Raw genomic sequence first — 13,054 nt, 5'->3', positions numbered from 1 at the left:
TAAGAGGAAAGACGCTAATGCTTTAAACCTTGATGAAACTAATCCTAAAAGAAACAATTAAAGCCAAAAATACGCTTTAACCCACCATAAAAAGTTTTAGTAACCCGTATTTGGTGAAAACAAAGCCTTTTTATTTTTTAAGTTTTTTATGAATTTTATCCGTATTTTAAAAATACTTCATTCATTACTACAACAAAAGAGTTTTAAGAAGATTTAAAAAAAGGGCTAAAAAATAAATTTGTGCTTTTAAAAGATGATATTTTAAAAGACGATAAGGGTATTAAAGAATACCCCAAATAACGCTTTAAAAACGCACCACCATAGTGGCCATGTATGAACCTGATTTGAAGTTGCTAGGAGCGCCTTCAGGCAATTTGATATGGAAATACTTTTGGCAACCATTAACCGCTTTTTCATAATTTTTAGTGAAAGAATGATGGTGGCGGTTTTCTAAAGGCCCTTTCATGTGTTTGCTCATCAACGCAGAATGCTTTAATTTGACAAACAGAAGCAAATTTTCACCGAACAACGACTTCATCGTGAAAGCGAACGCTCGTTTGTAAAATGTCCGTTTGTCAATATCAATCCCAATAATCCCACTTCCAGCCGAATAGACTAAAGGTTTTGAATACAATCTCAGATCATCGCCATTCAAAACGCTTAACAAAATCCCTAAACTTATTAGTGTCCTAACCCCATTTTCTTTCCTTAAGATATAACATTATCCGTATGTTTAACAGATAAGGAAATTTAACCTAAAACACCTTAATGGTTGATTAAAAAATTAAAAAAAATGTATTTTTTAAAAAAGCGTTACGATTTAGAGATTTGTGAAGATTTTTATAATTGATGGTTATTTTTGAATAATTTTTTTAAATTGATTGATAATGAGATAAGACTCTTTTTTAATCCAATAGGGATCGCTAAAACCTTATTTTAATTTTAAAAAATGGGATTTTTAAATTTTTAGGTCAATGCCCAATTTAAGTTTTTAGATTTTCACCATACAACCTTTTTAAAAGATAAAACACCCCCACAAGCAAAGCCACACCGATTAAAAGAGCGAGCGAGCGTGAATGCATAAAACTTGCCACCCCCAAACTCACCGCACTACAAAGCATCGCAATAGTCGCATAAGGGAGTTGTGTGATGAAATGGCTTTGCACCGAACACCCTGCCCCTGCAGCCGATAGTATAGTCGTGTCAGAAATGGGGCTTGTGTGATCCCCATAAACCGCGCCTGAGAGGATCGCTGAGACAATCAAAATAATATCGCTTTCATTAGCCATGCCCGCTCCAATGGGCAGCATGATCGCAAACGCTCCCCAGCTTGTGCCAGTAGAAAAGGCGATAAACCCAGAGATTAAAAAAAAGATTAAAGGCATATACGCATCTCCCCCACTATTTAAAAATCCCTTGCTGATGTGGGCCAAGTAAATCCCCGTTTGAGCGTCATCTCTAATCACAGGCCCAATAGCCCAAGCGAGCGTTAAGACTAGTATCGCTGGCCCCACACTCTTAAAGCCATCCAACATGAGTTTAAAAAAACTCCCTTTTTCTAAAAACCTATAAGCTAGAAGATAGGTAACAATGAGCGAAAACAGCCCCCCATAAAAGAGCGAAAAACTCGCATCAGTGTTTTTTAAGATCACTCCTGTATAAAAAATCAATGATGAAATGGACACAATCAATAATAAAATAGAAAGGGGTAACAGGCTTAATGGGGCTAGTTTTGAAGAGCCTTCTTCTTGTTCGCTATAAAAATCCTTCACGCCTATGTTTTGATACTTCCTCATGCCAGGGAGGTTGATTTGCCATAAAATAGTGAGAAAGACTGCAATGAGTGCAAAAATCGCATAATAATTACTGCTTAAGCTTTGCACAAGCACCGAAAAACTATCTTTTAATAAGGGTGAGCTGTCGTTATTCATGATCCCCATGATATATGCCCCCCAGCTAGAAATAGGGACTAATAAGCACACCGGCGCTGAAGTGGAGTCTATAATATAAGCTAGGCGTTCTCGTGTGGAGTTATGAGCGTCGTTTAAAGATTTTGAGATTTGCCCCACGGTTAGGGCGTTAAAATAATCATCTACAAAAATAATGATGCCTGAAAAAAAGGCGATAAATTCGGGGGTTTTGGCGTTTTTAGAGTATTTTTTGGCTTTTTTAACAAAGTTCTGCACGCTACCGGATTTTAAAATCACTTGGCTTAAGACGCCTAAAAAGATTAAAAACCCAAAAACATAAAGGTTGGAAAGATTGAAATGAAGCCCTTTTTCTGGCTCGTAAGTGTAAAAAACGGAAGTGATTTTAGTATAGGCATATTCTACGATGTAAGAAAGGTGTAACGAATGCATTAAAACAGCGCTCACTAAAATGCCCACAAACAACGAGAGCGCAACTCGCTTAGTGAGAAAAACCATTAAAATAACGCTAATAGGAACAATAAGGCTTGATGCTGACAATCCCACCGAATAAAATCCTTTAAACTAATCTTTAAATTTCAATTAAAAGAGACAATCAATATTCACAAAATTCTTTGTTAAAAGAAGAGATGAATTTGCCAAAACAAATCGCTTAAAAGATTTTAATCAAGTGGCCGGGAGAGAGGGATTCGAACCCCCGGAGGTATGACCCTCAACGGTTTTCAAGACCGCCGCTTTCAACCACTCAGCCATCTCCCGCTATTTTCATAAAAGTCCCTTACAAAAGTCCCTAAATGACTACAATAAATGGAGGCGACACCCGGATTCGAACCGGGGAATCAAGGTTTTGCAGACCCATGCCTTACCACTTGGCTATGTCGCCTTAAATTTTAACACTAGCGTATTCAAAAAATAAAATCAAATCGCACTCAAAAATGGTGCCCAAAGCCGGACTTGAACCGGCACGGTATTGCTACCGAGGGATTTTAAGTCCCTTGTGTCTACCAATTCCACCACCTGGGCAAACTAAATAGAAACCATGCTATTAGAAGTTAAATCAAAATATGGAGCGGGAAACGGGGATCGAACCCGCGACCCCGACCTTGGCAAGGTCGTGCTCTACCACTGAGCTATTCCCGCACTCTTTATTCAAAAAGACGATTGTTATTGTATCTAAACTCAATAATAAAAGTCAAGGGCTTATGAAAAATTTCAAAACTGATTTTAAAACCAATCAAAACAGCCAAAACCCCTTTTATTTAAAAAATGAACAATAATGTTTTGAGTTTCCATTCAAACAAAACCCGTTTAAGAGTTTCTAAATATGGGTAAAAAATATACAATACCTTATAATAAGATGAAAATTCATGGCGCTTTGCGCTCATTTTTTATTTCTTTTTAATTTGATTGCATAATAATAGCTAACATAACACATCATCATAGGAGTTTCAATCATGAAAGAAGTCATCCATTCAACGCTAGCCCCAAAGGCTATAGGCCCTTACTCTCAAGCTATCGCTACTAACGATCTTGTTTTTATCTCTGGGCAATTGGGTATTGATGCGAGCACCGGCGAATTTAAAGGCGCGGATATTCATTCTCAAACCACGCAGTCCATGGAAAATATCAAAGCGATTTTAAAAGAAGCAGGGTTGGGGATGGATAGCGTGGTTAAAACGACTATTTTATTGAAAAGTTTAGACGATTTTGCTGTGGTGAATGAAATTTATGGGAGTTATTTTAAAGAGCCTTATCCGGCCAGAGCGACCTTTCAAGTGGCTAAACTGCCTAAAGACGCTTTAGTAGAAATTGAAGCGATAGCCATTAAGTAATTCTATTTAAGGGACTATCAGCATGAAAAAAGAAGTCGTGGTCATAGGTGGTGGGATTGTAGGGCTTTCTTGCGCGTATTCTATGCACAAGTTAGGGCATAAGGTTTGCGTGATTGAAAAAAGCGATGGCAAAAACGGCACTTCTTTTGGGAATGCTGGGCTTATTTCTGCGTTTAAAAAAGCCCCACTCTCATGCCCTGGTGTGGTGTTAGACACCCTAAAGCTCATGCTCAAAAACCAAGCCCCTTTAAAATTCCATTTTGGGCTTAATTTAAAGCTCTATCAATGGATTTTAAAATTTGTAAAAAGTGCGAACGCTAAATCCACGCACCGCACCATGGCGTTGTTTGAACGCTACGGGTGGCTGAGTATTGATATGTATCATCAAATGCTAAAAGACGGCATGGATTTTTGGTATAAAGAAGACGGGCTGTTAATGATCTACACCTTAAAAGAAAATTTTGAAAAAAAGCTTAAAACTTGCGATGACAGCGACGCTTATAAAATCCTTAGTGCCAAAGAGACCAAAGAATACATGCCCGTTGTTAATGACAATATCTGCGGGAGCGTACTTTTAACGGAAAACGCGCATGTGGATCCGGGCGAAGTGGTGCGCTCTTTACAAGAATATCTACAAAATGTTGGCGTGGAGTTTCTTTATAATGAAGAGGTTGTTGATTTTGAGTTTAAAAACAACCTTATTGAGGGCGTTATCACGCACAAGGAAAAAATCCAAGCAGAAACAATCATTCTAGCCACTGGGGCTAACCCCACTCTCATTAAAAAAACCAAGAACGATTTTTTAATGATGGGGGCTAAAGGTTATAGCATCACCTTTAAAATGCCTGAAGAATTAAAGCCTAAAACCTCTTCTTTATTTGCAGATATTTTCATGGCAATGACCCCACGAAGAGACACTGTAAGGATCACTTCTAAACTGGAATTAAACACCAACAACGCCCTCATTGATAAAGAGCAAATCGCTAACATGAAAAAGAATTTAGCCGCTTTCACGCAGCCTTTTGAAATGAAAGACGCCATAGAGTGGTGCGGTTTCAGACCCTTAACCCCTAATGACATTCCTTATTTAGGGTTTGACAAACGCTATAAAAACTTAATCCATGCGACAGGGCTAGGGTGGCTTGGCATCACTTTTGGCCCGGCCATTGGTAAAATCATCGCTGATTTAAGCCAAGACGGAGCGAATGAAAAAAATGCCGATATTATGCTTTTTTCTGCATTTTTTAGGGATTAAGGAATTTCTTTTTTAAACCCTAGTTTATTAAGGAGTTTTTATGGAAACGATTGATTCGGTGGTGCGTTTGTTATCTAATTTGGTGTGGGGGATTCCCATGCAAATTTTATTAGTAGGCACCGGCTTGTTTTTAACCTTCTATCTTAGGGGTTTGCAATTCAGTAAGATTTTTTATGCGATCAAAATCCTTTTTGACAAAGAATCCCAATCTAAGGGCGACATTTCGCAATTTTCCGCTCTCATGCTCTCTTTAGGGGCGACTGTAGGCATTGGGAGTATCGTAGGCGTAGCGACTGCTATCAGCATCGCAGGGCCAGGAGCGGTGTTTTGGATGTGGGTTACTGGGCTTGTTGGCATGGCGACTAAGTATTCTGAGGGGATTTTAGCGGTGAAATACCGGGAAAAAGGGGCGTTTGGATACAACGGAGGGCCTATGTATTACATCAAAAACGGCCTTAACATGCCCAAACTCGCCATGGCGTTTGCGATTTTTACGATTATTGCGAGCATTGGCACCGGTAACATGACGCAATCTAATGCGGTTTCTTCCATTTTGAGCGAACAAGCGAACTTGCCCACTTGGGTTTCAGGTTTATTGCTCACTCTTTTAACCGCTGTTATTGTGGTAGGGGGGATCAAATCCATTGGTAAATTCACTTCTTATTTAGCTCCTATCATGGTGCTTTTGTATTTGATCGCTATCATTTATGTTATTGTTAGCCATTTTGATTTAGCCCTTCAAGCGATCAAACTCATTTTTGAAGAAGCCTTTAACCCTAAACCCGTTGTGGGCGGAGCGAGCGGCGCATTGATAGCGACGATGATAAAAACCGGCGTGGCTAGGGGGTTGTATTCTAATGAAGCGGGGTTGGGGAGTTCGGCTATTATTGCTGCGAGCGCTCAAACACACCATCCGGTGCGCCAAGCCTTAGTGTCCATGCTCCAAACTTTTATTGTAACCTTAGTGGTGTGTTCGGCGACAGCGAGCGTGATTTTAATGGCGCCAGAATACAACACCTTGCTCCCTGACGGCACAAAATTGAGCGCTAATTTGCTCACTCTAAAAAGCACGGAGTATTTTCTAGGCTCATTAGGGACAGTGGTGATTTTTTTGACCATGATCTTTTTTGCCTACTCTACGATCATTGGTTGGGCTTATTATGGGGAAAAATGCACGGAATACGCCTTTGGTGAAAAAAAAGTGAAATATTACCGCTTGATCTTTTTAGCGAGCGTGATGGTGGGGGCTATAGCTAAAATTGATTTTGTGTGGAATTTAGCGGATCTTTCTAACGGACTTATGGCTATCCCTAATTTAATCGCTTTGATTTTATTGCATAAAGTGGTTTATTCTGAAACTCGTTGGTATTTTAGCAAGCATTCTAACAAGTAAAATGACATGTTAAAAAGGGCGAGTTTTGTAGAAGTGGATACCGCTTCTTTAAGGCATAATTTTAACGCAGTCAAAAGCATTGTCCCTAAAGACGCTTGTGTCATGGCGGTTGTCAAGGCGAACGCTTATGGGGTAGGGGCGATTAAAGCGAGCGAAATTTTTTTACAAGAAGGGGCTAATTATTTAGGGGTAGCGACCTTAGATGAAGCTTTAGAATTGCGCTCTCATTTCTCTCAAACCCCTATTTTGATTTTAGGCTATAGCCCTAATGCTAACGCTTCCATGTTAGTTGATAACGATTTGAGCGCTATGGTTTTTAGCCTTGAACAAGCGGAAATTTTTTCTCAAATGGCTTTAAAATCTCAAAAACGCTTAAAAGTGCACATCAAAATTGATACCGGCATGCACCGCTTGGGTTTAGAGCCTAATTTTAAAAGCATAGAAATCATTAAAAAAATCCGCGCTTTAAAAGGCTTGGAAGTGGAAGGGATATTCACGCATTTAAGCAACGCTGATGCTAAGATTAAAACCCATGCTAAAAACCAGATGAAAGCCTTTAACGCTTTTTTAGAGCAGCTTTTAAATCAAAAAATAGAGTTTCAATACCGCCATGCTTATAATTCCGCCGGCATCCTTTCCTTGTGTAACGGGAATGAAAACCGCTTCTTAAACCTCTATCGCCCAGGGATCATGCTCTATGGTTTTTACCCCTCTAATGAAATGAAAGAATCATGCCCAACCATCTTGAAAAATGTTATCAGTTTGAAAGCCCAAATCGTTCAAATCAGAAGCGTTAAAAAAGGCGAATTTATTGGCTATGGCGAGCATTTTTACACCAATGAAGAGACTTTAGTGGGTGTTTTAGCGCTAGGGTATGCGGACGGGTTAGTGCGCGCTTTAGGCAATCGCATTCAAGTAGTAATCAATAACCAATTAGCCCCCCTTATTGGCAAGGTGTGCATGGATCAATGCTTTGTCAAACTCAATGATATTCAAGCCAAAGAGGGCGATGAGGTCATCTTGTTTGGGGATAAAAGCGCTAAGGCTAATGACGCAAGCGAGATTGCTGTGCTTTTAAACACCATTCCTTATGAAACCATCAGCACTTTATCCAAACGCTTGGAGCGTGTTTATATTTAAAATCAAACCATGCAAAATTTTTATTTTGTGTTAGAATGCTTGAAAAAATTTAGGATTAAAATATAAAATGAAAAAAGTTTTATTTTTATTAGTAATAAGCTTTTTGGGGGGTTTTTTGAACGCTTCTAGCTTGTATGAAAAGCTTATCAATAAAGAAACGATCAGCGTTGGCACAGAAGGCATTTACCCCCCTTTCACTTACCATAATAAAGAGGGTAAGCTCACCGGCTATGATGTGGAAGTAGCTAGGGAGTTGGCTAAAGAGCTTGGCGTGAAAATCAAATTCCACGAAACTTCATGGGATATTATGCTCACAGGTTTGAAATCGGGGCGTTTTGATATGGTCGCTAATCAAGTGAGTTTGACGACTAAAAAACGCCAAGCGGCTTTTGACAAAAGCTTGCCTTATAGCTATTCAGGCACGATCATGCTAGTCAGGAAAGATGAAAACCGCATTAAAGACATTAAAGATATTAAGGGCTTAAAGGCGGCTAACACTTTAAGCTCCACTTATGGGGAAATCGCTTTTAAATACGACGCTCAAATCGTTTCAGTGGATTCTATGGCACAAGCCTTGTTGTTGGTGGCGCAAAAACGAGCCGATTTGACCTTAAATAGTTCTTTAGCGATCTTAAACTACCTAAACACCCATAAAAACAGCCTCTTTAAAATCGCATGGGAGTCCCAAGAAAAAGATGGGGGTGCTTCCTTTGTCATTAACAAGCACCAAGAAAAAGCCTTAGAGCTTATCAACCAAGCGATGCAAAGATTGATCAATAAAGGGGTTTTAAAACGCTTAGGCGAACAATTTTTTGGAAAAGATGTCAGCCAGCCCTAATCTGTCTTTGTTTTTTGAATCTTTAGATTTGAGCAAGGAGCGTTTGGAATTACTATTAGAGGCTTTCTACCCCATGCTAAAAGCCGCTTTTTGCATTTCTTTGCCTTTAGCGATCACCTCTTTTATTTTGGGCTTATTGATTGCTATTGTGGTGGCTCTCATTAAAATTGCGCCCCCTAAACATTTCATGCATAAGGCTTTATTAGCGGGCGTGAATTTCTATGTCTCGCTCATTAGAGGCACGCCTTTATTGGTCCAAATCGTGGTGGTGTTTTATGGTTTGCCCGCCCTTGGGGTTTATATGGATCCAATCCCGGCAGGCATTATTGCGTTTTCTTTTAATGTGGGGGCATACGCTTCAGAGACTTTAAGGGCGAGTTTTCTTTCTGTCCCTAAAGATCAATGGGATTCAAGCTTGAGTTTGGGTTTAAACTACTTGCAAACCTTTTGGCATGTCATCTTTTTTCAAGCGCTCAAAGTCGCCACGCCCAGCCTGAGTAACACCTTCATCAGCCTTTTTAAAGAAACTTCTTTAGCTTCTGTAGTCACTATCGCAGAGGTTTTTAGAATCGCACAGCAAAAAGCGAACGCCAGCTATGATTTTTTGCCTATTTACTTGGAAGCCGCTTTGATTTACTGGCTTTTTTGCTTGGTTTTAGAAGTGATCCAAAAGCATGTGGAGAAAATCTTAAATTAAAGTTGGCTCATTCTAATATTTGATTATAATAAAGCCTAAATAATACAAGATAAGGAGATTCCCATGGGTGTGTTTTTGGATAAGAGCATTAAAGATGTGGTAGATGAATTGAACATGCGTTATTTTTTGCCTGACATTCAGCGTGAATACGTGTGACTCAAAAAAGCCGATGAAAAAAAAGATAGAGCAACTTTTTGACTCCATTCTTAGGGGCTATCCTATCGGCTCTTTTTTATTTTGGAAATTACCAAAAGAGGATATAGCCAAGAGCGACGAACAAGATAGCGATAAACTCAATTTCCAACTCTATCAATTCATTACAAATTACGATGAGCGAGAGCCTCACAATGAAAAAATCCGTATTGAACAAATTAGGCGTGATGATTTGTCTATTGTCCTAGATGGCCAACAACGCTTAACCTCGCTTTATATCGGGCTTAAAGGCAACGCTTAAAAAAAAGAAAGCTAGATACGATAACCCTAACGCTTATGAAGAAAAGCGTTTGTATTTGAACTTGAAACACCAGCCAAACATGGACAATCCAGAAGACAATTACCAGTTTGAATTTCATGCTCAAAAGCCTGAAAACGATAAGAAACATTGGTGGTTTAAGGTGGGGGATATTTTAGAGTTGGAAAGTGTTATAAAATATGCGATAAAACACGAATTAGGTGGTGAAGAGTCAGCATTACTAGAAAAACTAAAAAACGCTTTTTGCACCGAAAAGCTCATCTCATTTTTTGAAGAAACAGAAAAAGATCTTGATAAAGTTTTAAATATTTTTATCCGTGTCAATAGTGGCGGGGTTGAGTTAAGCTATTCTGATTTATTGATGTCTATTTTGACAGCAAGTTTTTCAAGCGATATTAGAGAAAGAATGAATGAGCTAGTGGATGCTTTAAAAGACAAAGGCTTTTCAAACATGGAGCGAGACCAGGTGCTAAAAACCTGTTTGCTTCTAGTTGGTAGCAACACTAGGTTTAAATTAAAAAATTTTAATAAACCAAACATTAAAAAAATTGAAGACAATTGGGAAAAAATTACAGGTAGCATTTATAATGCTGCAGAGCTATTAGAAAATTTTGGTTATGCCGGCTATCTGGGTTCAGCTTATATTTTATCCAGTTTAGCCTATTTTTATTTTTTAAATTCAAAAATGAATGAGAACGATAAGGAACAAGCCCTAAAATTTGTCCGTAACGCTCAAATCACGAGTTATTTTAGTAACTCAACAGATACAAAATTAAACAACATAGCCAATAGCATGAAAGATGCGCAAACTTTTGAATCATTCAACCACAATTTAGCCAAGCATGAAACAAGTCCTTTAAAAATCACTAACGATACTATAGAAGAAATGATGTGTTCTAGTAGCGATGCTAAAGTCTTTCCTATCTTGCAAATCTTATACCCAAACCTGAACTATAAAACCACCACTTTTCATATAGACCATATTTATCCAAAGTCCAAGTTTAATAAGAAAAATGAAAAATTAAATCAAGGTTTCTATGGGTGGAAGGATTATTTATTTAATCTCCAGCTTTTAGAAGGTGCAGAGAACCAAGCCAAAAAGGATAAAGACCCAGAAAGTTGGCTCAAAGAAGAATATAAAGATGAGCGAGCCATAGAAGAGTATAAAAGAAAAAATTATATTGACCCTACCCTAGAATTAGAATGGGAAAACATAAAGGATTTTCGTGAAAAAAGAGAAGACGCTATCATTAAAAAATTAAAGGAAGTGTTATTACCCAAGTCTTAATAGGAGTGTTTTTTGGCTGATAGAATCAAGTAAGCGTTTAAAACGGGTAAAACAAAATGTAAAATCGTTTAAGTGATACTTAAGGATAAAAAAGATAGAGTGATTCACTTTTTAAGTGCTAATCAAATTTCATTTAATGTTTGTTATCTAAAAAATGCCGTTAAGGTGTAAGGTAGCTATATTAATTTTATCCATCTTAGTTTCAAAATGAAAAATTAAAAGGGCGATAGCCTTAGTGAAAGGATAATCAATAAAACATTTAGGCAAAAAAGAGGTAAGAACCTTAGGGTTATCTTCGCTTGGCGGGACTTTAGAATTTTACGATTTTATCATCTTTGTATTTTTTACGAGTATCATTGCCAAACACTTTTTCCCAAACACCCTCAGCCCCATTTGGTCTGAAATCAACACTTATGGTATCTTTGCTGCAGGCTATCTGGCGCGCCCGCTTGGCGGCATAGTGATGGCCCACTTTGGGGATAAATTCGGCCGTAAAAACATGTTCATGCTCTCTATTTTATTGATGGTGATCCCAACCTTTGCGCTCGCTTTGATGCCAACTTTTAATCATTTGGTGAGTTTTGGCGTTGATAGCATGGGGCTTAGCCTAAAAAACGCTCATTATTTTGGTTATATAGCTCCTGTTTTTTTGGTGTTTGTTAGGATTTGTCAAGGCGTTGCTGTGGGTGGTGAATTGCCTGGCGCTTGGGTTTTTGTCCATGAGCATGCCCCGCAAGGACAAAAAAACACTTATATCGGTTTTTTAACCGCTTCCGTAGTTTCTGGGATTTTGCTTGGGAGTTTGGTTTATATAGGGATTTACATGGTTTTTGACAAGCCTGTTGTTGAAGATTGGGCTTGGAGGGTTGCCTTTGGGCTTGGAGGGATTTTTGGTATCATTTCTGTGTATTTGAGGCGCTTTTTAGAAGAAACTCCTGTTTTTCAGCAAATGAAACAGGACGATGCCTTAGTCAAATTCCCGCTTAAAGAGGTGTTTAAAAATTCTCTCTTTGGTATATCAATCTCCATGCTTATCACTTGGGTTTTAACCGCTTGTATTTTGATTTTTATCCTTTTTGTTCCCAATTTTACCCTTACGCACCCCAATTTTAATTTCACTCCGTTTGAAAAAACCTATTTTCAAATTTTAGGACTTGTTGGTATTGTAAGTTCTATTATTTTAACCGGGTTTTTAGCCGATAAAATCAAACCGCACAAAGTTTGTATGGCTTTTAGTGCGGCCTTTGGGTTTTTTGGCTTTTTATTCTTCAAAGAATTTTATTCTAACGCGCCAAGTTTGGTCAATACCATAGTTTTATACTTTTTAGCTTGCTTTTGCGCAGGCATTATGAATTTTTGCCCCATTTTTATGAGCGATGTGTTTAGTGCTAGAATCCGTTTTAGTGGGATTTCCTTTGCCTATAATATAGCCTATGCTATAACCGCTGGCTTTACCCCTCAACTTTCAAGCTGGTTGAATGCAAAAGCTATAGCAGCGCCTGAAAGCTTGCAAAGTTATGGTTTGAGTTTTTATATTTTTGTGGTTGCTTTAATTGCCTTTATCGCATCGCTTTTAATGGCGCCAATTTACAACAAATCTAATACCCAACACGAAGTGTCGCCCACGGCATGAAAGAAGCGCAAACTTTTGAATCATTCAACCAAGATTGAGTGGATTTTCATTAAACCATATTTAAAAAAATCATATTGACCCTAGAATTAAAAATATAGAGGAATTTCGTGGAAAAAGAGAGAAAAAGCTAAAAAAGGAAGTGTTATTATTTAAGTTTTAATAGGGTGTTTTAGCGCCATTTGTTGTAAGGGTTTAACGCTTAGCGTTGGTGGATTTTGGTAGTGATGAAATCCTTAACATTCAAAGATTTTTAAACTTATTGTTTTAGATTTCATTTTGTTGTAAAACTCTTAAGGGGTGGGGGGATATTATAATTCCTCTCTGCAATCTCAGTGAAGCACCCAACCGATAAAGCGATTGGAATTTCTGCTTGAGTGGTTTAAAACACCCTAACTTCGTGCATCACAATGAGATTATCGCTTGATTGAGTTTTTTAATATTTTAGCGTTTTAAAACACCCACCCGTAATTAAAAAACACCTTAAAATGGCTAGCCCCTTCATTGAAAACAAAAGAGTTCGTGTAATCGCTACCACTAGAAACGACGCTAGCTTTTCTTTGGATTAAAGGGATGCTAAT

The 13,054-nt window shown here is 38.2% G+C and carries 9 protein-coding genes, 4 tRNA genes and 1 pseudogene; 8 read left to right on the top strand and 6 right to left on the bottom strand.

The genetic code is table 11. The features are described from left to right. Positions 1–304: 304 nt before the first annotated feature. The 6 genes from EAL44_RS06675 to EAL44_RS06650 all read right to left on the bottom strand — a co-directional run bounded on the left by EAL44_RS06675 (position 305) and on the right by EAL44_RS06650 (position 3,068). Positions 305–667, bottom strand: coding sequence for a hypothetical protein (locus EAL44_RS06675; protein ID WP_000953797.1), 363 nt, complete (start codon positions 665–667; stop codon positions 305–307). 316 nt (positions 668–983) lie between these two features. Then, a complete protein-coding gene (locus EAL44_RS06670) occupies positions 984–2,474 on the bottom strand; it encodes a Na+/H+ antiporter NhaC family protein (RefSeq protein ID WP_121076102.1) in 1,491 nt (496 codons plus the stop codon). Positions 2,475–2,599: 125 nt separating this feature from the next. Further along, positions 2,600–2,687: transfer RNA gene (locus EAL44_RS06665), tRNA-Ser, on the bottom strand. A gap of 49 nt (positions 2,688–2,736) precedes the next feature. Next, positions 2,737–2,811 (bottom strand) — tRNA-Cys (locus tag EAL44_RS06660). A gap of 53 nt (positions 2,812–2,864) precedes the next feature. After that, positions 2,865–2,951, bottom strand: a tRNA-Leu gene (locus EAL44_RS06655). 42 nt (positions 2,952–2,993) lie between these two features. Further along, positions 2,994–3,068 (bottom strand) — tRNA-Gly (locus tag EAL44_RS06650). A gap of 314 nt (positions 3,069–3,382) precedes the next feature. Here EAL44_RS06650 and EAL44_RS06645 point away from each other — a divergent pair. The 8 genes and pseudogenes from EAL44_RS06645 (at position 3,383) to EAL44_RS06605 (ending at position 12,476) form a co-directional block, all read left to right on the top strand. Further along, a complete protein-coding gene (locus EAL44_RS06645) occupies positions 3,383–3,760 on the top strand; it encodes a RidA family protein (protein WP_121076100.1) in 378 nt (125 codons plus the stop codon). Between the two features lie 22 nt (positions 3,761–3,782). Continuing rightward, entirely contained in the window at positions 3,783–5,015 is a 1,233-nt protein-coding gene (locus tag EAL44_RS06640; protein WP_121076097.1) for an NAD(P)/FAD-dependent oxidoreductase, read from the top strand. Positions 5,016–5,055: 40 nt separating this feature from the next. After that, the gene (locus EAL44_RS06635) at positions 5,056–6,408 is read left to right on the top strand and encodes an alanine/glycine:cation symporter family protein (protein WP_121076094.1); all 1,353 of its coding nucleotides are present in this window, start codon (positions 5,056–5,058) and stop codon (positions 6,406–6,408) included. A gap of 6 nt (positions 6,409–6,414) precedes the next feature. Continuing rightward, entirely contained in the window at positions 6,415–7,548 is a 1,134-nt protein-coding gene (alr, locus tag EAL44_RS06630; protein WP_121076091.1) for an alanine racemase, read from the top strand. Positions 7,549–7,615: 67 nt separating this feature from the next. Further along, positions 7,616–8,386 carry an amino acid ABC transporter substrate-binding protein gene (locus EAL44_RS06625; protein WP_121076088.1) on the top strand — a complete coding sequence of 257 codons (771 nt, stop codon included), beginning with the start codon at positions 7,616–7,618 and terminating at the stop codon, positions 8,384–8,386. Next, positions 8,370–9,083, top strand: a complete 714-nt coding sequence (locus EAL44_RS06620) for an amino acid ABC transporter permease (RefSeq protein WP_121076189.1) — start codon at positions 8,370–8,372, stop codon at positions 9,081–9,083. Before EAL44_RS06625 ends, EAL44_RS06620 begins: the two co-directional genes overlap by 17 nt. Positions 9,084–9,146: 63 nt before the next feature. Next, positions 9,147–10,843, top strand: a pseudogene (locus tag EAL44_RS06610) (DUF262 domain-containing protein). Between the two features lie 250 nt (positions 10,844–11,093). After that, the gene (locus EAL44_RS06605) at positions 11,094–12,476 is read left to right on the top strand and encodes an MFS transporter (protein WP_121076082.1); all 1,383 of its coding nucleotides are present in this window, start codon (positions 11,094–11,096) and stop codon (positions 12,474–12,476) included. Positions 12,477–13,054 lie beyond the last annotated feature (578 nt).

The organism is Helicobacter pylori, from assembly GCF_003637685.1.
In the GTDB taxonomy this organism is placed as follows: Bacteria; Campylobacterota; Campylobacteria; order Campylobacterales; family Helicobacteraceae; genus Helicobacter; species Helicobacter pylori_CJ.
Note: the sequence above shows the minus strand (reverse complement) of the source record. Positions and strands in the feature narration are given on the sequence as shown.